General features: G+C 66.8%; 21 protein-coding genes. 9 read left to right on the forward strand and 12 right to left on the reverse strand.

Annotation, left to right across the window (positions count from 1 at the left end; translation table 11 throughout):
- Positions 1 to 22: 22 nt before the first annotated feature.
- From ABWP84_RS05585 to ABWP84_RS05595, 3 genes are read right to left on the reverse strand one after another with little or no spacing between them, the layout of a single operon-like run.
- Entirely contained in the window at positions 23 to 1,549 is a 1,527-nt protein-coding gene (locus tag ABWP84_RS05585; RefSeq protein WP_353211016.1) for a cryptochrome/photolyase family protein, read from the reverse strand.
- The gene (locus ABWP84_RS05590) at positions 1,546 to 2,223 is read right to left on the reverse strand and encodes a DUF6134 family protein (protein ID WP_353211017.1); all 678 of its coding nucleotides are present in this window, start codon (positions 2,221 to 2,223) and stop codon (positions 1,546 to 1,548) included. Before ABWP84_RS05590 ends, ABWP84_RS05585 begins: the two co-directional genes overlap by 4 nt.
- Positions 2,223 to 2,942 (reverse strand): SDR family oxidoreductase, encoded by a 720-nt coding sequence (locus ABWP84_RS05595; protein WP_353211018.1) that lies wholly within the window; start codon positions 2,940 to 2,942, stop codon positions 2,223 to 2,225. The genes ABWP84_RS05590 and ABWP84_RS05595 overlap by 1 nt, the downstream gene beginning before the upstream one ends.
- An 86-nt stretch (positions 2,943 to 3,028) precedes the next feature.
- Between ABWP84_RS05595 and ABWP84_RS05600 the strand changes: the two genes are divergently transcribed.
- The 7 genes from ABWP84_RS05600 (at position 3,029) to ABWP84_RS05630 (ending at position 10,041) form a co-directional block, all read left to right on the forward strand.
- Positions 3,029 to 3,583: a histidine phosphatase family protein gene (locus ABWP84_RS05600; RefSeq protein ID WP_353211019.1), complete on the forward strand. Its 555-nt coding sequence runs from the start codon at positions 3,029 to 3,031 to the stop codon at positions 3,581 to 3,583.
- A 19-nt stretch (positions 3,584 to 3,602) separates the two neighbouring features.
- Positions 3,603 to 4,829 carry a CHAD domain-containing protein gene (locus ABWP84_RS05605; protein WP_353211020.1) on the forward strand — a complete coding sequence of 409 codons (1,227 nt, stop codon included), beginning with the start codon at positions 3,603 to 3,605 and terminating at the stop codon, positions 4,827 to 4,829.
- 141 nt (positions 4,830 to 4,970) lie between these two features.
- Positions 4,971 to 5,450, forward strand: coding sequence for a thermonuclease family protein (locus ABWP84_RS05610; RefSeq protein ID WP_353211021.1), 480 nt, complete (start codon positions 4,971 to 4,973; stop codon positions 5,448 to 5,450).
- Positions 5,451 to 5,689: 239 nt separating this feature from the next.
- The gene (gene gltA, locus ABWP84_RS05615) at positions 5,690 to 7,000 is read left to right on the forward strand and encodes a citrate synthase (RefSeq protein ID WP_353211022.1); all 1,311 of its coding nucleotides are present in this window, start codon (positions 5,690 to 5,692) and stop codon (positions 6,998 to 7,000) included.
- A gap of 269 nt (positions 7,001 to 7,269) precedes the next feature.
- On the forward strand, positions 7,270 to 7,956 hold the full coding sequence (locus ABWP84_RS05620; protein WP_353211023.1) for a hypothetical protein: 687 nt from the start codon (positions 7,270 to 7,272) through the stop codon (positions 7,954 to 7,956).
- 58 nt (positions 7,957 to 8,014) lie between these two features.
- Complete coding sequence (locus ABWP84_RS05625) at positions 8,015 to 9,118, forward strand: glycosyltransferase family 4 protein (protein ID WP_353211024.1); 1,104 nt, start codon at positions 8,015 to 8,017, stop codon at positions 9,116 to 9,118.
- Positions 9,115 to 10,041, forward strand: a complete 927-nt coding sequence (locus ABWP84_RS05630) for a glycosyltransferase family 9 protein (RefSeq protein WP_353211025.1) — start codon at positions 9,115 to 9,117, stop codon at positions 10,039 to 10,041. The genes ABWP84_RS05625 and ABWP84_RS05630 overlap by 4 nt, the downstream gene beginning before the upstream one ends.
- On the opposite strand, the gene ABWP84_RS05635 is transcribed toward ABWP84_RS05630, so the two are convergent.
- Positions 9,996 to 10,826: an NYN domain-containing protein gene (locus ABWP84_RS05635; protein ID WP_353211026.1), complete on the reverse strand. Its 831-nt coding sequence runs from the start codon at positions 10,824 to 10,826 to the stop codon at positions 9,996 to 9,998. The genes ABWP84_RS05630 and ABWP84_RS05635 overlap by 46 nt on opposite strands.
- 110 nt (positions 10,827 to 10,936) lie before the next feature.
- Between ABWP84_RS05635 and thrS the strand changes: the two genes are divergently transcribed.
- The gene (thrS, locus tag ABWP84_RS05640) at positions 10,937 to 12,892 is read left to right on the forward strand and encodes a threonine--tRNA ligase (RefSeq protein ID WP_353211027.1); all 1,956 of its coding nucleotides are present in this window, start codon (positions 10,937 to 10,939) and stop codon (positions 12,890 to 12,892) included.
- A gap of 60 nt (positions 12,893 to 12,952) precedes the next feature.
- Positions 12,953 to 13,483 carry a translation initiation factor IF-3 gene (gene infC, locus ABWP84_RS05645; protein WP_353211028.1) on the forward strand — a complete coding sequence of 177 codons (531 nt, stop codon included), beginning with the start codon at positions 12,953 to 12,955 and terminating at the stop codon, positions 13,481 to 13,483.
- On the opposite strand, the gene ABWP84_RS05650 is transcribed toward infC, so the two are convergent.
- The 8 genes from ABWP84_RS05650 to ABWP84_RS05685 all read right to left on the reverse strand — a co-directional run bounded on the left by ABWP84_RS05650 (position 13,461) and on the right by ABWP84_RS05685 (position 20,495).
- Positions 13,461 to 13,829, reverse strand: a complete 369-nt coding sequence (locus ABWP84_RS05650; protein WP_353211029.1) for a DUF3293 domain-containing protein — start codon at positions 13,827 to 13,829, stop codon at positions 13,461 to 13,463. The two genes, infC and ABWP84_RS05650, sit on opposite strands and share 23 nt — an antisense overlap.
- On the reverse strand, positions 13,829 to 15,001 hold the full coding sequence (locus ABWP84_RS05655) for a class I SAM-dependent rRNA methyltransferase (protein WP_353211030.1): 1,173 nt from the start codon (positions 14,999 to 15,001) through the stop codon (positions 13,829 to 13,831). The genes ABWP84_RS05650 and ABWP84_RS05655 overlap by 1 nt, the downstream gene beginning before the upstream one ends.
- 6 nt (positions 15,002 to 15,007) lie before the next feature.
- Complete coding sequence (locus ABWP84_RS05660) at positions 15,008 to 15,889, reverse strand: DMT family transporter (RefSeq protein ID WP_353211031.1); 882 nt, start codon at positions 15,887 to 15,889, stop codon at positions 15,008 to 15,010.
- Entirely contained in the window at positions 15,868 to 16,809 is a 942-nt protein-coding gene (locus ABWP84_RS05665) for an oligopeptide/dipeptide ABC transporter ATP-binding protein (RefSeq protein WP_353211032.1), read from the reverse strand. Before ABWP84_RS05665 ends, ABWP84_RS05660 begins: the two co-directional genes overlap by 22 nt.
- Complete coding sequence (locus ABWP84_RS05670; protein WP_353211033.1) at positions 16,806 to 17,762, reverse strand: ABC transporter ATP-binding protein; 957 nt, start codon at positions 17,760 to 17,762, stop codon at positions 16,806 to 16,808. Before ABWP84_RS05670 ends, ABWP84_RS05665 begins: the two co-directional genes overlap by 4 nt.
- Positions 17,759 to 18,580 (reverse strand): ABC transporter permease, encoded by an 822-nt coding sequence (locus tag ABWP84_RS05675; protein WP_353211034.1) that lies wholly within the window; start codon positions 18,578 to 18,580, stop codon positions 17,759 to 17,761. The genes ABWP84_RS05670 and ABWP84_RS05675 overlap by 4 nt, the downstream gene beginning before the upstream one ends.
- Positions 18,577 to 19,491 (reverse strand): ABC transporter permease, encoded by a 915-nt coding sequence (locus tag ABWP84_RS05680; RefSeq protein ID WP_353211035.1) that lies wholly within the window; start codon positions 19,489 to 19,491, stop codon positions 18,577 to 18,579. The genes ABWP84_RS05675 and ABWP84_RS05680 overlap by 4 nt, the downstream gene beginning before the upstream one ends.
- Positions 19,492 to 19,586: 95 nt before the next feature.
- The gene (locus tag ABWP84_RS05685) at positions 19,587 to 20,495 is read right to left on the reverse strand and encodes an acetamidase/formamidase family protein (RefSeq protein ID WP_353211036.1); all 909 of its coding nucleotides are present in this window, start codon (positions 20,493 to 20,495) and stop codon (positions 19,587 to 19,589) included.
- Between the last annotated feature and the right edge of the window lie 157 nt (positions 20,496 to 20,652).

Below are 20,652 nucleotides of genomic sequence, written 5' to 3' on the forward strand. Positions count from 1 at the left end.
CTGCCGCCTCCCGGCCCAGGCTTCACGCCAACCGCGCCAAAAACCCCGCAGCCTCCGCCCGCATCGCCGCCACCCGCGCCGGCTCCATCTTGCGTAGCGTGTTCAGCGGCATGGCCATGCGCGGATTGGTGGCAAAACTCTCGGCATGCCGCGCCATAAAATCCCAATAGAGAAAATTGAACGGGCAGGCCTTCGGCCCCGTCGCCGCCTTCACATCATGCTCGCAGCCCCGGCAATGATCGCCCATCCGGTTGATATAGGCCCCGCTCGCCGCATAGGGCTTGGAGGCCATGATGCCGCCATCGGCCCAAATCGCCATGCCATGGGTATTGGGCAATTCCACCCATTCAAACGCATCGGCATAGACGGCGAGGTACCAGCGATTGATCGCCTCCGGCGCCACCCCGGCGAGGAGGGCGAAATTCCCCGTCACCATCAGCCGCTGGATATGATGGGCATAGGCCAGCCGCTCGGTCTGGCCGATCGCCGCGCGCATGCAGGCCATGGAGGTGGGCGCACCCCAATACATCGCGGGCAATGGCCGGCTCGCGCCCAGCGCGTTCAACGCCGCATAGCCCGGCATTTTCAGCCAATAGAGGCCGCGCACATATTCCCGCCAGCCGAGGATTTGCCGAATAAACCCCTCCACCGCATTGAGCGGCGCGCGGCCCTCCCGCCAGGCTGCCTCGGCCGCTTCGCAGACCTGCGCCGGCAGCAGCAGCCCCAGATTGAGGCTGGTGGAAAGCAGGGCATGGAACAGCGTATCCTGCCCCTCGGCCATGGCATCCTGATAATCGCCAAAGAGCGGCAGGCGATGGGTGATGAAATCGGCCAGGGCCAAAGCCGCCTCGGCCGCCGTCACCGGCCAGTTGAAGCCCTCCAGCCGGCCGAAATTCCCCCCGAAGCGCTCCGCCACCAGGGCCATCACCTCGGTTGTGATGGCATCGGGGGTGAATTGCAGCGGTTTTGGCGGGTTGAGGCCCTTGGGCAGGCGCTGGCGGTTCTCGGCATCGAAATTCCATTGCCCGCCGGCGGGCTGGTCCGCCTCCATCAGCAGGGAGGTGGCGCGGCGCATCTCGCGGTAGAAGAATTCCATGCGCAATTGCTTCCGCCCGCTCGCCCATTGCCGGAACCAGGGCAGCGAACAGAAGAAGCGATCATCGGCGCGGATTTCCACCGGCAGGCCCAAAGCGGCCTCCCACCCCGCCATGGCCTGCGCCACGCGATATTCACCAGGCTCCGTCGCCACCACGCCGCTCGGCCGAAGCGCCGCCACAGCGCGCAGAACCTCGCCGGTCAGCGTGCCGGTATTGTCAGGGTCATCGAGCCGGATATGGCGCACGGCCACCCCCCGCGCTGCCAGTGCGGCCGAGAAATGCCGCATCGCCGAGAGCACCAGGGCAATTTTCTGCGGGTGATGCGGCACGTATTCGCATTCGCCCATCACCTCCATCAGCAGCACGGTGTCCTGCGCCGCATCAAGCCCATCAAGGGCCGAGAGGCTGCGGGACAATTGGTCGCCCAGCACCACCCGCAACATGCCGCTCATGAGGCTGTGTAGCTCACCGTAGAGCCATCATCGCCGATCACGCTATAGGCCACCCATTGGCCATGCATATCATAGGCCAAGGTGGCATCCACCTCGCCCTGGCAGCGCCATTGCACCCCGCCACCGGGCAGAGCCAGGCGGCTCCAGCGCAAATCCATCAGCCGGCCGGTGGTGGTGCCAAAAATCGGCACCGCACCGCCAAAGCGCTGCGGCTCCCACCAGGAGAGCGGCGCGGCATTGGCCGGCAGGTTCAGCGCGCCTTCCGGCCCGCGAATGGCGACCCTGCCGGGGGCGGCCTCGGCGCTGACCTCAACAATGCTGCCATTGCGGTTCTGCCGCGATTGCACCGCGACAAAGCCGCCCGCCCGCGTCACCTCGGTATAGCGATGCTCAAACCGATACACGACGACGCCCAGCAATTTTGGCATGATTGACACGTCGGAGATGGCAATAAGCTCGGCCCCGCGCTGGCTGAAAGTGACGCTGTGGCTGCCAATCTCGCTGCCATTGCGCATCACCCGCCAGCGATAATCTGCCCGCATGGGCGGCACCGCCTGGGGGATGGCCGGCACTTCACCGCGCCCGCTTCTGGGCTGCTGCGCCCGGGCGGTGCCCGGCAGAAGGGCCGTAAGCGTAGGGGCAAAGAGCTTGGGCAGCAGGCGTCTGGGGTGCATCAGCCACCCTTACCGCGCAGGCTCGACCTTCCGCCATCCACCGCCATGATCTGCCCGGTGATCCAGCCTGCATCGGGCCCGAGCAGGAATTCGGCCAGCGCCGCCACCTCATCCGCCTCGCCCAGGCGCGGGATGGGGTGGAGCTTGGCAATCGCCTCGGCCATGGCGGGATTTTTGGTCAGCGGTTCGGCAATGCGGGTGCGGGTGAGGCTGGGGGCGATGCAATTCACCCGCACCGCGGGTGCGAGCTCAGCCGCGAGCGCCACGCTCAGCCCCTCCACCGCCGCCTTGGCGGCGCCGATGGCGGCATGCATGGCAAAACCCGCCCGGGCGGCGACGCTGCTGAACAGCACGACCGAACCCTGCGCGCGTGCCAGCTCGGGTGCTGCCGCCTGCACCGCCATGGCGGCGGCCAGGGTGTTGAGGCGAAAAGCGTCGAGAAAATCCGCCTCGCTGGTGCGGGCGAAGGGTTTGAGGATGATCGAGCCGACGCAAAAGGCGAGGCCGCTCAATGGGCCCGCCAGGGCGGATTTGAGTGCCGCGCTATCGGTCACATCCACCACCTGGCTCTCGGCCCCGGGCAATTCGGCCGCCAGCGCCGCGAGCCTCGCGGGGTCACGCGCCAAAAGCAGCGGCGTGGCGCCGCGTGCGGCCACCCGCCTTGCCAGGGCGGCACCAATGCCCCCCGTCGCCCCCAGAATAGCCACCCTGCCCTGCATAAGAACTCCTTTTCGTCCGTCGGCGCATATCGGGCCGCTGCCGGCAATGACAAGCCAGCACCGTCCATGCCATGATACGCCCAGCAATGCGCCAACTCCTTCTCCTCCGCCATGCCAAATCCGCCTGGGATGACCCGGCCCTTGCCGATCATGCCCGGCCGCTGAATGGTCGCGGCCGCGCTGCGGCCCGGCTGATGGCGGCGGAAATGCAGCATCTGGGGCTCACGCCGGATCTGGTGCTGGTCAGCTCCGCCCGCCGCACCCTGCAAACCCTCGAGGCACTCAAACCGCTCGAAGGCAGCCCCATCATCACCATCAGCGATGCGCTCTACCTCGCACCCTGGGAGGGGCTGCTGGGGGCGCTGAACAAGGTGCCCGATACGGTGCGCTCGGTGCTGCTGATCGGGCACAACCCCGGCCTGCACGAATTGGCGCTGAATTTGCTGACCCCGGGCACCGGCCCCACCCCCATGCTCTTCCGGCTGCAGGAGGGCTACCCCACCGGCGCGCTCACCGAATTCACGATCGCCAAGCCCTGGCATGACCTGACCGATGGCGGCGGCCGCTTGATGGCCTTCATCGCACCGCGGGACCTGCCTGGGGGGGATATGCTGCGCGAGGCGGAAGAAGGCCCGGCCTGACCGGCGCTTGCATTACAGCATGGAAATAAGTGCAGTGGATATCGAGATACCCACCCCGCTGATCGACCGGCTCCTGCGCCATCCGGCGCTGCGGGGGCATGGGCCCTCGCGCGCCAAATGGCAGTTGCTGGAGAGCGACCATCTGGTGGGCCGGCAACGCCGCCTCAGCGCGCCCGAGGCGGCGCTGTCCATCACCCTGATCCAGGGCAGTCTGCAGGCCGGCCCGCTCGAACAGGGTTTCGCCCGGCTGATGATCGAGGGGCCGGGGGCGGCGGCGCTGGGCGGGGCCTTGGCCACGAGCCTGCCGCTGCTGCCCGCCACCACCAGCTTGGAGGATGCCGCCCTTGTGCTGGCGGGGGGGCGCAAGCCAGCCTCGCCGGGCCTGGCGGGGCAGGCATCAACGCCCCCTGCCCTCGCCCTCGCCCTGCGTGAGGGGCTGGCCGGGCTCATGCGCCACGCCCCGCAATGCCGTGCCGATGCCCCGCCGCTGGGGGTGCACCAGTCCCGCGTGGCGATCCGGCGGATGCGTTCGGTGCTGAAAATGTTCTACCCTGCGGTGATGGCGCATCTGCCCCCCGGTGCCTTGGGGGCCTTTGATGCCCGGCTCAAGGCCCTGGCCACGGCGCTGGGGCCGGCGCGTGACCTTGATGTTTTCCTGGGCGGCATGGCGCTGCGCCTGCAGGCCGCCCTGCCCGATGACAAACGCCTGCGGCCCTTGATCGCCGCCGCCCGCCGCGCCCGGCTCGATGCCTATAAGCCGCTGCCCGCCCTGCTCACCGGCACCGAGTTTCGCGCCACCATCTGGATGGGTTTCGGCCTGATCGAGGCGCTGGAGGCGGTGCCGCCGCAGGATGACCTTATGGGCTTCGCCGCCCATGTGCTGGCCCGGCGCCACCGCCGGCTGAAGCGTGCCGGGGCGATGATCGAGCTACTTCCGCCGGCAGAACTTCATGCGCTGCGCCTGGACGCCAAGCGCCTGCGCTACGCCGCCGAATTGCTGGTACCACTTTGGCCGGGCCATCACGCGCGGCGCTACCTCAAGCGCCTGATGGCGCTGCAAGAGGCGCTGGGCCTGGCCAATGACGCCGAGGTGGCGCGCGAATTGGTCCGTGGCCTGCGCATCACCGGCTGGACCCTGGGCGTGGCGGAGGGTTTTGCCCTGGCCGGCGCTGCCGGCAGCCGCGATATGGCGCTGGAGGCCTGGGCCGGCTGGCAGGCGGCCAAGCGCTTTTGGCAGGATGGTTGAAGCAGCGCCGTTAAGCCGCTGCGATATCACGTCACAGAAATATTTTGTAATAACCCACCTTGCCAGGAGGTTTTTGCCCGGTCTAGATTGCTCGGCATGCAAACCCGACGCATTTTCAAGCCCGCTCGTGACAAAAAGCGCATGGGCAGGGCCGTGGCGATCCTCGCCTCGCTCGGGATGATCGCTGTGCTGGCTGCGGTGTTGCGGCCGGCAGATCTTCTGGGTTCGGCACCGCAAGCGCAGGATTGGCGCGCGCTGCCGGCCGAGGTGCGGGTGGTGGATGGCGAGACGCTGCTGCTGGGGGAGAGGGTGCTGCGCCTTTACGGCGTGGCTGCGCCTGCGCGCCGGCAATTCTGTGCTGTGGGCGCTGATTGGGGCCGGATGGCGGCCAATGAACTGGCCTCCCTGGTGCGTGACCGCGCGGTGGAATGCCGCATCCAGGGCCAGGACCGCTTCGGCCGGGCGCTGGGCAGCTGCCGGGCCGGGGGGGTTGAGATCAATGCCTCTCTGGTGGCCGCCGGTTGGGCCACCGTCGATGAGCAAGCTCTGCCAAGCCTGATCCCGATCGAAGCGGCGGCGCGTGCAACGGCCCGCGGCATTTGGGCCCAGCCGCCCTGCTGAAGCGGCCGCCTTGCGGCGTTGAGAGCATCAACCGCTCAAACGGAATCGTTTGGGCGGATAAAGATGTTCGACAAACAAAAGCATAGAGCCTGGGCATGCGGCCGTCCTGCCTGGAACAGGCGCCAAGTTTTGCGTCTTTGCCCAGGCCAGCGCCATGGACATCGGCAAGGGCTGGATTAAGCTGCGACGCAACATGAACACGCCCCGGGCAACCGGGCCGACTGAGGATCGCAGCGACGATGACAATCCTGAGCAAGACCGGCACCGTGACGGTGACCCTGGATGGCAGCAACAAAAGTGCCTCCCTGCCGCTGCTGGAGGGCACGCTTGGTACGCCGGTCGCCGATATCCGCAAACTTTACAATGATCTGGGCATCTTCACCTTCGATCCCGGCTATGGCGAGACGGCGAGCTGCGACAGCAAGATCACCTATATCGATGGCGATGCCGGCGTGCTGCTCTATCGCGGCTACCCCATCGAGCAATTGGCCGAGCACAGCGACTTCGTCGAGGTTTGCTACCTGCTGATGTATGGCAATTTGCCGAACGCCGCCGAATTGGCCGAGTTCAAGAAGGGTGTGACCTATCACACCATGGTGCATGAGCAAATTCGCCAATTCTTCAGTGGCTTCCGCCGTGATGCCCACCCGATGGCGATCATGTGCGGCGTGGTCGGCGCGCTGGCCGCCTTCTATCATGACAATATCAACATGACCGATCCGCGCCAGCGCGAGATTGCCGCCTTCCGCCTGATCGCGAAGATGCCGACCATCGCCGCCATGGCCTATAAATATGCACTCGGCCAGCCCTTCGTGTATCCGCGCAACGACCTCAGCTACGCTGCCAATTTCCTGCACATGCTCAATTCCGTCCCGGCTGAGCCCTATGTGGTGAGCCCGGTGCTGGAAAAGGCGATGGACCGCATCCTGGTCCTGCATGCCGATCATGAGCAGAACGCCTCGACCTCGACGGTGCGCCTGGCCGGCTCCACCGGCGCCAATCCCTTTGCCTGCATCGCGGCCGGCATCGCGGCGCTGTGGGGCCCCGCGCATGGCGGCGCCAATGAGGCGGTGCTGAAGATGCTGGCCGATATCGGCACGCCGGACAAAATTCCGCAATTCATCGCCGAGGTGAAGGACAAGAACAGCCACACCAAGCTCATGGGCTTTGGCCACCGCGTTTATAAGAATTTCGACCCGCGCGCCAAAATCATGAAAGAAAGCTGCCACGAGGTGCTGGCCGAACTCGGCGTCAAAAACGAGCCGCTGCTCGATATGGCGATGGAGATGGAGCGGATTGCGCTGACGGATGATTATTTCGTCTCGCGCAAGCTCTACCCCAATGTGGATTTCTATTCGGGCATTATCCTGAAGGCGATGGGTATTCCCACCTCGATGTTCACGGTGATCTTTGCCGTGGCGCGCACCATTGGCTGGGTCAGCCAGTGGAAGGAACTGGTGGAGGACCCCAGCCAGCGCATCGGCCGCCCGCGGCAGATCTATACCGGTGCCCCGGCACGGGATTATCAGCCCATCTCCAATCGCGGCTGAAACCCTCTGATTTCGCGCGCAAGGTTGAATTTTCCTTGCGCGCGAATGGCTTGTGGCCGGCGGGTGAGGCGGCCCCAAAGGGTAAATTTCTTTAGTTTTGGGTAATAAATCACTTGAGCGCTTGGCGCGTGTCGTGTTCACTCCCGCATTGGTTGTGTTACGAAGGTGATATTCTCCTTATGGGCGATTTGCCGACTCCCCCCGGTCCTGCGTCGCTAGATGCCCGTGTTCGCCGGTCTTTGGCCAAATGGCCGCAGCGGCCTCCCGGAATGCCACGCAATATCAAGCAGCCAGGCACCTGGCTGCGCGCGCGGCCGGATAATTGGACCACCGGAACCCAGCCATTCCTCAAACTCCCCGGCAGCCGACACCTGCGCACCTTGCCCGATGGGCTATGGCTGCATTTCAGCCACGACCCGGGCGACCCTTATGCCGATATTCTCTGCATCGAGGCCTGCGCCTCGCTCACCAACCTGCTCGACAAGCGCAGCCGCTTCGCCCCCAGCACCGGCTGCATGCAGGTTTTTTGTCCGCATCCCTGGCTCTTGGGGCCGAGCCTGCCCGAAACCACGGTGCCGCGCTGGCGCCTGATCGCGCTCTTCTCCACCGAGCCGCTTGGCCCTGTCGTCCTGCCGGTGCGCGATATTCGGGTGGTCTATGGCCTGCGCGATGAGCATTATCAGGGCTTCTGCGAAAGCCAGATGCCCGCCGCGCATGAATTCTTTTGCCCGATGGAGGCGCTGATGCAGCCCGAGGGCGACAAGAACCCGGCCATGCGCGCGCTGATGGCCCGCACCTCGGCCGGTGCCAATTTCATGCAATTGCCTGAGATTCCGCCCGAGGAGCCGCCACCCACCGCGCCCCATGCCGCGGCAGAGCCGCGCCCAGGCAGGCCGCGGCGGCGCCATCCCAGCGCCTTCAACACCATGTACACCATCCCCAGGCGCTGCGGCTGAGGCGCCAAAGCCCACAGGGGCGCTTGATGCGCCGCGCGGCACAGGGCACACCGGCAGAATGTTTCCCACCATCCTCCAGGTTCTGCCGGCGCTGCATGCGGGTGGCGTGGAGCGCGGCACCTTGGAGATCGCCGCCGCCATCATCCAAGCTGGCGGCCGCGCCCTTGTGGCCAGCGCGGGCGGGCGCCTCGTGCCTGCGCTGCAGGCCTTGGGGGCGGAGCATTTCACCCTGCCCCTCACCAGCAAGGCGGCCATCTGGGGCAATGGCGGGCGGCTGGCGGCACTGGCCCGCGCCGAGGGGGTGGATATCATCCATGCCCGCTCACGCGCCCCAGCCTGGTCGGCCTGGCGCGCGGCGCGGCTGACCTGTCTGCCTTTGGTCACCACCTGGCATGGCACCTATAATGAGAATTTCCCCGGCAAGGCGCTGTATAATTCGGTGATGGCGCGCGGCGCGCGGGTCATTGCCATCAGCGATTTCATCCGCGCCCATATTCTCGCCCGCCATCCTCAGGTGCAGCCGCGGCTGCGCACCATCCATCGCGGTGTGGATCCGAGCCTGTTTGACCCCGATGCCATAGACCCCGCGCGGGTGGCCGCGCTGCGCGCCGCCTGGGGCCTCAGCCCCGGCCAGCCCACCCTGCTGCTGCCCGCCCGGCTCACCCGCTGGAAGGGCCAGGGGGTGCTGATCGCGGCGCTCGCCCGCCTGCCCAGCCCGCCCGTGGCGGTGCTGCTGGGCGATGGCAGGGCGGGCTATGCCGCCGAACTCACCCGCCTGGCCGCAGCCCAGGGCGTGCCCCTGGTGCTGGCCGGCCATACCGCCGATATGCCCGCAGCCCTGCTGGCCGCCGATATCATCATCCATGCCAGCACCGAGGCCGAGGCCTTTGGCCGCGTGGTGATCGAGGCGCAGGCCATGCGCCGCCCGGTCATCGCTGCCGATCTCGGCGGCCCGCGCGAGACCATGACCCATGGCCGCACCGGCTGGCTCACCCCCCCAGGCGACGCCACCGCCCTGACGCAAACCCTGGCCATGCTGCTGGCCATGTCCCCGCAGGCCCGAGACGCCATCGGCGCCGCCGCCCGCGCCGATGTGCTGGCGCGCTTCTCCACCGCCGCCATGCAGGCCGCCACCCTCGATGTCTATCGGGAATTGGCATGAGGCGGGTTTTGGTCATCAAGCTCGGCGCGCTGGGCGATTTCGTGCAGGGTTTTGGCCCCTTTGCCGCCATTCGGGCGCATCATCCCACCGCCCATATCACCCTGCTCACCACCCGCCCCTTTGCCGCCCTGGCCGAGGCCAGCCCATGGTTCGATGCGGTGTGGCATGATGGCAGGCCCTCCTGGCTGGACCTCGCCGCGCTGGCGCGCCTGGCCAGGCGGCTGCGCGCTGCGCGCTTCGAGCGGGTTTATGATTTGCAAACCTCGCCACGCTCCTCACGCTACCGGCTTTTCGTCGGCCGCGCGGCGGAATGGTCGGGCGTCATCGCCGCCGCCTCGCATCCCCATGCCAATTCGCAGCGCGATGCCATGCACACGGTCGAGCGCCAGCGGGACCAATTGATGATGGCCGGCATTGCGGATTTCCCTCCCCCCGCGCTGGATTGGCTGGATGGTGATCTCTCAAGCCTGGGCCCGCTGCCGCCGCGTTTCGCCCTGCTATTGCCCGGTGCCTCGCCGCATCGGCCCGGCAAACGCTGGCCGCTCGGCCATTTCGCCGCGCTGGGCCGCGCCCTGCCCTTTCCCGCCATCATCTGCGGCGGCCCGGCCGAGGCGCTGCTGGGCGCCGAGTTGGAGGCTGGCGGGCTGATCAACCTGGTCGGCCGCACCTCCCTGCCGCAACTGGCCGCCTTGGCGCGGCGGGCGGCCTTCACCTTGGGCAATGATAGCGGGCCCACCCATCTCGCCGCCGTGGCGGGCTGCCCCACCTGGGCGCTTTTCGGGGCCGAGAGCGAGCCGTTTCGCTGCGCCCCGCGCGGGCCGGCGGCGCATTGGCTGCGCCATATCCCGCTGGCGGAGCTGACGCCCGAGGCGGTGCTTCAGTCGCTCGGCGCCTCGGTCGCCGGCGGCAGCAGCCATTCCTGACGCACCACGAAGCCGCCCGCCGGGCCTTCCTGCCGCACGATCCCGTCCACCCGCGCCACCAGGGCATCAATGGAGCCGGTGCCGCCCCAATCGCTCTCACGCAGCGTCATGCCGGTGCGGGTGCGCACCTGTGCGCCCAGCGCGGCCAGCGGCACCGGGCCCTGCGCCTCGGCCATGATCTCCCCCATCGCCGCAATCACCTGTTCGCCGGCATCCTGGCCGAACAGCGCCTCATCAAGCGGGCTCGCCTCCCAGCCCAGACCACGGGCGAGGGCATCGAGCCCAACCACACTATCCGCCGCCGCGCGCACCACCCGGCCGACATCGGGATGCGCCACGAGCTTGGTGCGCCGATCCGCCGCGCGCAGGCGCAGCAGCAGCGGCACGAAATCCGAATCGGTGGACATGAGGATGAATTCATCGAAATGGGTGGAGGCTGCCAGCGCATCCATCACATCAAGCGCCATGCGCAGATCGGCGCCGTTTTTCATCCGCGTCAGTGGCGGGCAATCCACCACCTCGAAGCCCAAGGCCTGAAAGGCGCGGCGGAAGGCGCTGAAATAGGCCCGGTTGCCGTTTTCATCCAGCAGATAGCCGGCTGGGTTCATATAGCAGCGGCGCAGCAGCACCCGGCGCGGTAGGTCATGCGTCAGCCAATCGAACCAGGGCTCGGGGTCGGTGGCAAAGCGATGGGCGACGGAAGGACCAGCCCCGGTGGCCAGGCCAGAGACGACATTGTCGAAATCAAGGAAGACCGCCGAGCGGAGAGTATCGTGCTGCTGCATGGCTGCAAGCAATGGGCGCTGGTCCGTTCCGCGGCAAGGCCCGCTCAGGCACCCTTGACCCTGCCATGCCGCGCGGCGATGTTCCGCCCCTTTCCTTTTGAAGGTTCACCATGCCTGCCATTACCCTGCCCGACGGTTCCGTTCGCCAATTCCCCGGCACTGTCACGGGCACCGAGATCGCCGCCAGCATCGGCCCGGGCCTGCTCAAGGCTGCCATGCTGATGGTGGTGGATGGCGTGCAGAAGGATCTCTCGGAGAGCATCAGCGCCGATGCCAGCCTGCGCTTCATCACCCGCCGTGACCCCGAGGCGCTAGACATCATCCGCCATGACGCCGCCCATGTGCTGGCCGAGGCGGTGCAGGAGCTCTTCCCCGGCACCCAGGTCACCATCGGCCCGGCCATCGAGAATGGTTTTTACTATGATTTCGCCCGCAACGAGCCCTTCACGCCTGAGGATTTCCCGGCGATCGAGGCGAAGATGCGCGAGATCATCGCCCGCAATTCCGCCTTTGAGCGCGAGGTATGGCCGCGCGAGCAGGCCATCGCCTTCTTCAAAGAACGGGGCGAGAACTACAAGGCCGAGCTGATCTCCGACCTGCCGGTGGATGTTCCGATCTCGATCTATCGCCAGGGCGATTGGATCGACCTTTGCCGCGGCCCGCATGCGCCCACCACCGGCGCCGTCGGCACCGCCTTCAAGCTGCAGAAAGTGGCCGGCGCCTATTGGCGGGGCGACCACCGCAACGCCATGCTCAGTCGCATCTACGCCACCGCCTGGCGCGACCAGAAGGAGCTGGATGCGCATCTGCACATGCTCGAGGAGGCAGAAAAGCGCGACCACCGCCGCATCGCCAAGGAGATGCACCTCTTCCACATGCAGGAGGAGGCGCAAGGCTCGGTCTTCTGGCACGCGCCGGGCTGGAAGCTCTACCGCACGGTGGAGGATTACATGCGCCGCCGCCTCGACGCCTCGGGCTATCAGGAGGTGAAGACGCCGCAGTTGGTGGATCGCCGGCTGTGGGAGGCCTCGGGCCATTGGGAGAAATTCCGCAGCGCGATGTTCATCGCCACCGTCGAGGATCAGGACGAGGCGCATAAGATTCACGCGCTGAAGCCAATGAACTGCCCCTGCCATGTGCAGATCTTCAATCAGGGTATTCGCAGCTATCGTGAATTGCCGCTGCGCATGGCCGAATTCGGCGCCTGCCACCGCTATGAGCCTTCGGGCGCGCTGCATGGCATTATGCGGGTGCGCGCCTTCACCCAGGATGACGCGCATATCTTCTGCGAGGAGCATCAGATCGCCGATGAGACGGTGCGCTTCGTGGCGCTGCTCTCCAGCATTTACCGCGATCTCGGCTTCCCCGAATTCCGGGTGAAATTCTCCGACCGCCCGGCCACCCGCGCCGGCGATGACGCGACCTGGGACCGGGCGGAGGGTGCGCTGAAAGAGGCCTGCCGCATCGCCGGGGTGGAATATGAACTCAACCCCGGCGAGGGCGCCTTCTACGGCCCGAAGCTGGAATTCGTCCTACGCGACGCCATTGGCCGCGACTGGCAATGCGGCACGCTGCAGGTGGATTTCGTCCTGCCCGAACGGTTGGACGCGCTCTACACCGCAGAAGATGGCGGCCGTAAACGCCCGGTCATGCTCCACCGCGCCATTCTGGGCAGCTTTGAGCGCTTCCTGGGCATGCTCATCGAGCAATATGCCGGCCGCTTCCCGCTCTGGCTCGCGCCGCGCCAGGTGGTGGTGGCCTCCATTGTCGATGACGCGGCCGATTATGCGCGCGAGGTGGTGGCCGCGCTGAACGCGGCCGGCATCCGTGCCGAGGCCGATACCCGCAACGAGAAGATCAACCGCAAGGTCGTCGATCATATTGAGACTCGGGTGCCGGTGCTGGCCGTGGTGGGCCGGCGCGAGGCGGAAGAGCGCAAGCTGGTGCTCCGCCGCCTGCCCGGCCGCGAGCAGGAAAGCCATGATCTGGCCGATGCGGTGCGAATTCTGGCCGCTGAGGCGACGCCGCCGGACTTGTCAAGCGCCAACCCGGTTGCAGTTGCCTGAGCGAATCGCCATAACAGAGCCGTCACACCAACAGGAGAAACTCCCATACCTCGTAGTCCCATGCCTTCTGCGCCCCAACTGCCCAGCCGAGACGGTCCGCGCGTGAACGAAGATATCCGCGTGCCGCAGGTCCGCCTCATCGACCAGAATGGCGAAATGCTGGGCGTGATGACCTCGCGCGATGCGCTGTACCGGGCCTATTCGGTGGGGTTGGACCTGCTGGAGATCTCCCCCAATGCCGTTCCGCCGGTGTGCAAGATCACCGATTACGGCAAGTTCAAATACGAGCAGCAGAAGAAGGCCAACGAGGCCCGCAAGAAGCAAAAGGTTGTCGAGATCAAGGAAATCAAGGTTCGCCCGAACATTGATGACCATGACTATGATACCAAGATGAAGCAAATGAAAGGCTTCATTGCCGATGGCGACAAGGTGAAGGTCACGCTGCGCTTCCGCGGCCGCGAAATGGCGCACCAGGAGCTGGGCGTGAAGGTGCTGGAGCGGGTGAAGACGGAATTGGCCGAACTGGCCAAGGTTGAATCCATGCCGCGCCTGGAAAACCGTCAGATGATCATGGTGCTCGCGCCAAAATAACCAGAAGCGGCGGCTGGTGCCGCTTGAGCACCAGCACCGCATTCTGCCGGAAGCGGCGGGCAAGCACGAACCCGGCCCGCGCATCCATCTCCACCAGCCGCTGTATTTCCAGCCAAGCGCCCTGCCCCGATTGCGCCTCGCGCCAGGGGTGGCGGCGCAATGCCGCGTCCAGCGCGCGCAGCATTCTGGCATTCCAACCCGGCGGATGGCGGCGGGAATGTGGGTTATGCGCCGTCAGCAGCACTGCGGGCACTCCAGCCCAAAATGGCCTGCGCCCCACCCGCAGCAGCCTCCCATCCACCCGATAGGCGCTGGCGCGAAAAACCCTCTCCAGCGCCGGGCGCATCACAGCGCGTAAAGCAGCCCCTTGAGATAGGCGCTCTCGGGCAGCATGGGGTGCACTGGGTGATCGGCGCCCGCGCCGCCGGAAAACAGCAGCCGCCCCTCCCGCCGGGCGCGGAAAATGCCATGCGCGGTCGCGTCGATAAACTCGCCGGGACTGACATGATGCGAGCAACTGGCGATGAAGAGAAACCCACCCGGATTGACCATCCCGGCGCAAAACCGCGCCAATTGGGCATAGGCCCTGAGCGCATTGGGGTTATCCTTGCGCGCCTTGGCGAAGGCGGGCGGGTCGGCCACCACCACATCGAAACGCTGGCCCTCGCCATGCCATTTCTCCAGCATGGCCAGGGCCTCGCCGCGCTGCACCGTCACCTGCGCCAGCCCATGCGCGGCGGCGGTGCGGCTGGCAAGCGCCAGGGCGGGCTCGCTGCGGTCCAGCAGCGTCACATGCGCCGCCCCCGCCGCCGCCGCCGCCAGGCCAAAGCCGCCGGTGTGGCAAAACGCATCCAGCACCCGCGCGCCGGCACATAGCGCCGCGACCCGCGCCCGGTTCTCCCGCTGGTCATGGAACCAGCCGGTCTTCTGGCCATTCAGCAGGTCCATTTCAAAGCGCAGGCTGCCCTCCTCGACAAAGGCGGTGGCATCCTCGCCCAGCAGCAGGCCGGTCTGCTCCTCCAGCCCCTCCAGCTTGCGCACCGGGCTGTCATTGCGGGCGACGACGCTGCGCGGGCCGATCAGGTTTTGCAGCGCCGCCAGAATCAGCGGCGTCGCGCGCTCCATCCCCGCGGTATTGGCCTGCAGCGCCAGAACATCGCCATAGCGGTCGATCACGAGGCCCGGCAGGCCATCGGCCTCGGCATGCACCAGGCGGTAATGCGGCGTGGTGAAGAGCTTTTGCCGCAGGGTGAGGGCCTGGGCAATCCGCGCCTCGAACCAGGCGGCATCGGGGGTGGCGGCGGGGTTGCGGTCCAGCAGGCGGGCGGCCATCAGGCTATGGGGGTTGAAATGCCAGATGCCCCGGCGCGCACCATCATCGCCCTCAATCTGCACGGCGCTGCCCGGCGGCAGGCTGCGCAGTGCGTGGCTCATCGCCACCTCATTGGAGAAAATCCAGGGATGGCCGGTTTTGGCGCGGGCATCGCGGCCGGGCAGGAGTTTGACGGTGGGGAGCATCCCCCCTTATCCGCGCGAAGCCAGCACCACGCCAGCCAGGGTGAGCAAAAGCGCTGCCGTCTCGCGCAGGCCAAAGGGTTCGGGCAGAAACATCGCCGCCCCCGCCACCCCCACCATGGGGGCGAGCAGCATGGCGATGGTGGCGAAGGTGGCAGGCACCCGCTTGATCGCCTCGAACCAGGTCAGATAGGCGAGGCCAAGCGGCACCACCGTCATCCAAACCATAAAGAACCAGCCCTGATCTGACAGCGTATCAAAGCGCCAGGGCTCAAAAGCCAGCCCCAGCAGCAAGAGCGGCAGGCTGCCCAGCCCCACCTGCCAGGCCACGGTGGCAACCGGCGGCATGGCCAGCACATTCCGCTTGCCCAGCACGGTGCCGAGCGCAAAGAGCAGTGGCGCCGCCGTCATCAGCGCATAGCCCGGCAATTTGGCGAGCCCCAAATTCAGCCCCTGCCCGCCAAAGAGCAGCACCACCCCGCTCAGCGACAGGCCAAGCGCCAGCAGCCGCCGCGCGCTCGGCCGCTCCCCCAGCACCGGCCAGGCGAAAATCGCCGTCCAGACCGGCACGGTATAGGCCACGATGGCGGCCTCGGCCGCGCCCATCCAGGTTAGCCCATACGTGGCCAGGCCCATCCAGGCCGTGACATTGAGCACCGCTGCCAGCAAAAGACGCGGCCACATGCCGGCGGGAACCTTCAGCGAAATTCCAAAAGCCCAGGCGCCGAGGGCGAAACCCATGCCCGCCGCCACCCCGGCAAAGCCGCGCGCCTGCAAGGGCGACACCTCGGCCAGCAGCAATTTCAGCATGGGCCAATTGCTGCCCCAGCCACAGGCCGTGGCCACCAGCAGCACAATGCCCGCGGTGCTTACGCGCTGAGCAGGTGGCATTCGGCGCCATCCACGCGGGGTGGCGTCTGCAGGCTGCAACGCGCGATCGCCACCGGGCAGCGCGGATGGAAGCGGCAGCCAGGGGGGATATTCGAGGGGTCGGGCAGCACATCACCCAGGCCGACATCGGGCACGCCCAGGCCCGGCTCGGGCGTCAGCACCGAGGCTAGCAACGTGCGGGTATAGGGATGGCGAGGCGTGGCAAACAGCGCCTGGGCCTGCGCCTCCTCCACAATGCGGCCCAGATACATCACCGCCACCGTATCGGCGATATGCTCAACCACCGCCAGATTATGGCTGATGAAGATGGTGGTGAGGTTCAGGCTGCGCCGCAGATCGGCCAGCAGGTTCAGGATTTGCGATTGCACCGAGACATCGAGCGCCGAGGTCGGCTCATCGCAGAGCAGAATGCGCGGGCGCAGCACCAAGGCCCGGGCAATGGCAATGCGCTGGCGCTGCCCGCCCGAGAGCTGCGCCGGGTAGCGGCTGGCCATATCGGGGGCGATGCCCACCTGCTCGAGCATCTCGGCCACCCGGCTGCGGGTCTCGCGGCCCGCCACGCCTTGCGCCACCAGCGGCATGGCGACGATATCGCCAATGCTGCGGCGCGGATTGAGCGAGGAAAACGGGTCCTGAAACACCGGCTGGATGAGGCGGGCACGGGCGCGGCGGTCCAGCCGCGACAAATCCTGCCCCTCCACCAGCACCGACCCGGCCGAAGCCGGCATCAGCCCCAGGATCAGCCTTGCGAGGGTGGATTTGCCGCAGCCGCTCTCCCCCACAATGCCCAGCGTGGCGCCGGTGGGGATGGAAAGCGTCACCCCATCCACCGCCCGCACATGCCTCGGCGTGCCGAAAAGCCCCTGCTTGACGATAAAGCGCTTTTCCAGATCGCGGATTTCAATGGCGGGCGTGCTCATGCATCCACCACGCAGCGATAGAGATGCGGCGCGCCGCGCAGCGCCACCGGTGCGGCGCATTCCGCCCGCGCCAGCGAACAGCGCGAGCGAAAGCCACAGCCGGTAAAGCCCGGGGTCAGCTTGGGCACCATGCCGGGAATACTCCCCAGCGGCGCCCCGGGCGCCACCTTGCCCGGAATGGGCAGGCATTCCAGCAGCCCGCGCGTATAGGGGTGGCGCGGCGCGGCAAAGAGATCCGCCGTGGCGGCATTCTCCACCACCTCGCCGGCATACATCACCGAGACGCGATGGGCGACGCGCGCCACCACCCCCAGATCATGGGTGATCAGCAGCAGGCCCAGGCCCAACTCGGCCTGCAACTGGGCCAAAAGCCGCAAAATCTGCGCCTGGATGGTGACGTCCAGCGCCGTGGTCGGCTCATCGGCTATGAGCAATTCCGGGTCGTTCATCAGCGCCATGGCGATCATCACCCGCTGGCGCAACCCGCCCGAGAGCTGATGCGGGAATTGCCCCAGCCGCATCCCCGGCGCGGTGATGCCCACCCGGCCCAAAAGCTCCGCCGCGCGGTCCAGCGCTGCCTGTTTGGTGCCGCCCAAATGCCGGGTGCGGACCTCGGCCATCTGGCTGCCAATGGTATAGGCCGGGTTCAGGCTGGTCATCGGCTCCTGGAAGATCATCGCAATGCGATGGCCGCGCAGGCGTGACATCTCGCGCTCGGTGAGGCGGGAGATATCCCGCCCATCGAATTCCATGCGCTTGGCCTGCCGCGTGGCACCGCGCGCCAAAAGCCCCATAATGGCCAGCGAGGTGACGGATTTGCCGCAGCCGCTCTCACCCACAATGCAATGCGTCTCACCACGGGCGACCGAGAAGCTGGCGCCACGCACCGCCGCGACCCGCCCCTCACCCTGGCCGAAAGTGACCTCAAGCCCCTCAATTTCCAGCAGGCTCATGACGGCGCCGCCCCAAACAAATCCCGCAAGCCATCCCCCAGCAGGTTGATCGCCAGAACGAGGGTGAAGAGCGCGATGCCGGGGATCCAGATCACCCATGCGGAGAAGAACATGAAATCCCGCCCCTCGGCGATCATCAGCCCCCAACTGGGCAGCGGCGGCGGCACGCCGAGGCCGAGGAAGGACAGCGCCGCCTCCAGCAAAATCGCCAAGGCCATCTCCAGCGTGCCGACAACGGCGAGGTGCGTCATGATATTGGGCAGCACCTCGGAGATCAAAATCCGCGGCGTGGAACTGCCCGCCGCCCAGGCGGCCGCGACATAGTCGAGATTGCGCACCTGCATGGTGGTCGCCCGCGCCACCACGGCGAAACGGTCCCATAACAGCAGCCCCAGCACCGCCACCACCAGCGTGGTGGAAGAGCCCAGCAGCCCCACCACGGCGAGTGCCACCAGCACCACCGGAATCGACAGCCGGCAGGTGATCAGAAACAGCACCACATCATCCACCCGCCCGCCGAAAAACCCGCCCAGCACGCCCAGCGTGATGCCAATAGCACCCGAGACCACCACCACCATCGCGCCGATGATGAGCGACACCCGCGCGCCAAAAATCAGCCGCGAGAGATAATCCCGCCCCAGCTGATCCGTGCCGAGCAGATGCTCGGGCAGCGCGCCCTCCATCCAGAAGGGCACCGCGAGGCGGCGGGTGAGGTCCTGCGCATAGGGGTCATGCGGCGCAATCCAGGGCGCGAAGACCCCGGCCATGACCACCAAGGTGAGAATCGCGCCACCGATCCAAATGCCAGAACGCCTCATCCGCGCAGCCTCGGGTCCAGCACCGCATTGAACAAATCGGCCAGCAGCGTCAGCACGACGTAAATCACCGCCAGCACCAGCACCACCGCCTGCACCACCGGGAAGTCATTCTTGGTGATGCTCTCCCAGGCCAAAAACCCCACACCATGCAGGGCGAAGACGGTCTCTATCACGATAGAGCCGCCCAGCATGAAGCCCAGCTGCACCGAGGCAATGGAGACCACCGGCAGCGCCGCATTGCGCAGCGCATGCTTGAAAAGGATGGAAAACCGCGACAGCCCCTTGGCCCGGGCGGTGCGGATATAATCACTCGCCAGCGCCTGGATCATGCCCGAGCGGGTGAGCCGGGTGAGCGCCGGAATGGCCGAGAAGGCCAGCACCGTGCCGGGCATCACGTAATGCTCCCAACTGCCGGTGCCGCTCACCGGCAGCCAGCCCAGCTGCAGGCCGAAGAAGATCATCATGATGAGGCCGAGCCAGAAGCTGGGCATCGCCTGGCCGATCATGGCGAAGAGCTGCACCAGCCGGTCCACCCAGGAGCCCTCGCGCACTGCGGCCAGAATGCCCAGCGGAATTGACACAAGGAGCGCGATGCCAAGCCCCGTCAGGCCCAGCGACAAGGTGATGGGCATGCGCTCGGCGATCAGCGAGGAGACGCGGGCCTTGAAGAAGAAGCTCTCGCCAAAATCCCCCACCGCGGCGCGCCCCACCCAGGCCAGGAATTGCTCCGGCAGCGGCCGGTCCAGCCCATAGGCGGTGCGGATGATGGCGATATCGGCATCGGTGGCCGAGGGCCCGGCGATGGAGATCGCCAGGTCGCCCGAGAGCCTGGTGAGGGTGAAGGCCAGCGTCAGCACCGTCAGTGCCACGCAGGCCGCCAGAATCAGACGTCGGAGGAGGAAGGAAGCCATTGGCGCTGACAGTAGAGGTGCGGCGCGTCACTTGGGAATGGGCGCGGGGCGGAATTCATCGCCCCGCGCCGCCTCATTGCCCGCCTATCGGGCAGTCAGGCGCGTTTCAGCCAGCGCTTGGCAATGCGGCAGGCCACTGTGAAGGCCGGGTTGAACACATTGCCCACATCATAGCGCACCACCTGCCCCATCAGATGGCTCGCCGCGCGCTGGTCCAGCCCGTAATCCTCGCCCAGCCAGCGCATCATCTCGGTGGTGGCGTGCTGCAAGGCCTGGTCGAGCGGCCGCGCATTGCCGATGGTGAAAATATCCTCCGCCGTCTCACCGCGCGGCCAGGTGATGCGCCGCTTGAGCACCTGGAAGGTGACCTGCATCTCGAAGGAGGTCTCGATACCGGTGCCCACAATCTCGCCATCGCCCTGGCAGGCATGGCCATCGCCCAGATAGAACAAGGCACCCGGCACCGAGACCGGAAACCACGCCACCGTCCCCGGCGCGAAGAGCCGATAATCCATATTGCCGCCATTCTGCGCGCTGGTGGCGGTGGAGAAGGCCTGCCCGCCGGCCGGCGCCACGCCGAAACAGCCGATCATCGGCGCGATCTCGGGGGCAAAGCCCTCCAGCCCCGCCGGCGGGTTTTGCAGCCGCACCGTCCCGGCGGACTGGTCGATGGCCCAAACCGCGCGTTCCACCGCCGGGCGCTCAATAATGGCGGCAGGGTCCAGAACCGTCACCGCCAGGGGCGAATAGGTCCAGCCCGTCGCGCGGCTGGGGGTCAGCCGGTCGATCCGCACGGCCAGGGTATCGCCGGGCTCGGCACCTTCGATGAAGAATGGGCCGGTCATCGGGTTGGGCCGGGGGGCCACGGCCATTTCGCGCGCATCGAGGCCCGAGGCATCGATCGTATCGGTCACCAGCGTGTCACCATCTGCGAGCCTGAAGCAGGGCTCGGCGGTGCCAATGGCGTTATAGTAACGGGTGGGACTGAAACGATGTGTGGCCATGGGGTTCCCCCGGGGGTTCGCGGTGTCGCAACCGGCTGCATCGCGCTTCAGCAAGGCTGATGGCATTGCGAAGGCCGCAGGCGTGGTCAATGACCGCGGCGTGGTGCGTTTCCGCAAGGTTGAGTTGCGGGTGCTGTAGGCAAGGCGCTGCCGGGGA

This window comes from Rhodovarius sp. (assembly GCF_040399605.1).
GTDB classification, from domain to species: domain Bacteria; phylum Pseudomonadota; class Alphaproteobacteria; order Acetobacterales; family Acetobacteraceae; genus Rhodovarius; species Rhodovarius crocodyli_A.

Bases quoted from the DNA above. Each gene is read 5' to 3' on its own strand.
- ABWP84_RS05605 (WP_353211020.1), top strand. From the start codon at position 3,603: ATGGAAATAAGTGCAGTGGATATCGAGATACCCACCCCGCTGATCGAC.
- infC (WP_353211028.1), top strand. From the start codon at position 12,953: ATGCCTTCTGCGCCCCAACTGCCCAGCCGAGACGGTCCGCGCGTGAAC.
- ABWP84_RS05665 (WP_353211032.1), bottom strand. From the start codon at position 16,809: ATGAGCACGCCCGCCATTGAAATCCGCGATCTGGAAAAGCGCTTTATC.
- ABWP84_RS05600 (WP_353211019.1), top strand. From the start codon at position 3,029: ATGCGCCAACTCCTTCTCCTCCGCCATGCCAAATCCGCCTGGGATGAC.
- thrS (WP_353211027.1), top strand. From the start codon at position 10,937: ATGCCTGCCATTACCCTGCCCGACGGTTCCGTTCGCCAATTCCCCGGC.
- ABWP84_RS05655 (WP_353211030.1), bottom strand. From the start codon at position 15,001: ATGCTCCCCACCGTCAAACTCCTGCCCGGCCGCGATGCCCGCGCCAAA.
- ABWP84_RS05685 (WP_353211036.1), bottom strand. From the start codon at position 20,495: ATGGCCACACATCGTTTCAGTCCCACCCGTTACTATAACGCCATTGGC.
- ABWP84_RS05595 (WP_353211018.1), bottom strand. From the start codon at position 2,942: ATGCAGGGCAGGGTGGCTATTCTGGGGGCGACGGGGGGCATTGGTGCC.
- ABWP84_RS05625 (WP_353211024.1), top strand. From the start codon at position 8,015: ATGTTTCCCACCATCCTCCAGGTTCTGCCGGCGCTGCATGCGGGTGGC.
- ABWP84_RS05590 (WP_353211017.1), bottom strand. From the start codon at position 2,223: ATGCACCCCAGACGCCTGCTGCCCAAGCTCTTTGCCCCTACGCTTACG.
- ABWP84_RS05635 (WP_353211026.1), bottom strand. From the start codon at position 10,826: ATGCAGCAGCACGATACTCTCCGCTCGGCGGTCTTCCTTGATTTCGAC.
- ABWP84_RS05650 (WP_353211029.1), bottom strand. From the start codon at position 13,829: ATGCGCCCGGCGCTGGAGAGGGTTTTTCGCGCCAGCGCCTATCGGGTG.
- gltA (WP_353211022.1), top strand. From the start codon at position 5,690: ATGACAATCCTGAGCAAGACCGGCACCGTGACGGTGACCCTGGATGGC.
- ABWP84_RS05675 (WP_353211034.1), bottom strand. From the start codon at position 18,580: ATGAGGCGTTCTGGCATTTGGATCGGTGGCGCGATTCTCACCTTGGTG.
- ABWP84_RS05670 (WP_353211033.1), bottom strand. From the start codon at position 17,762: ATGAGCCTGCTGGAAATTGAGGGGCTTGAGGTCACTTTCGGCCAGGGT.
- ABWP84_RS05585 (WP_353211016.1), bottom strand. From the start codon at position 1,549: ATGAGCGGCATGTTGCGGGTGGTGCTGGGCGACCAATTGTCCCGCAGC.
- ABWP84_RS05660 (WP_353211031.1), bottom strand. From the start codon at position 15,889: ATGCCACCTGCTCAGCGCGTAAGCACCGCGGGCATTGTGCTGCTGGTG.
- ABWP84_RS05680 (WP_353211035.1), bottom strand. From the start codon at position 19,491: ATGGCTTCCTTCCTCCTCCGACGTCTGATTCTGGCGGCCTGCGTGGCA.
- ABWP84_RS05610 (WP_353211021.1), top strand. From the start codon at position 4,971: ATGGGCAGGGCCGTGGCGATCCTCGCCTCGCTCGGGATGATCGCTGTG.
- ABWP84_RS05630 (WP_353211025.1), top strand. From the start codon at position 9,115: ATGAGGCGGGTTTTGGTCATCAAGCTCGGCGCGCTGGGCGATTTCGTG.
- ABWP84_RS05620 (WP_353211023.1), top strand. From the start codon at position 7,270: ATGCCACGCAATATCAAGCAGCCAGGCACCTGGCTGCGCGCGCGGCCG.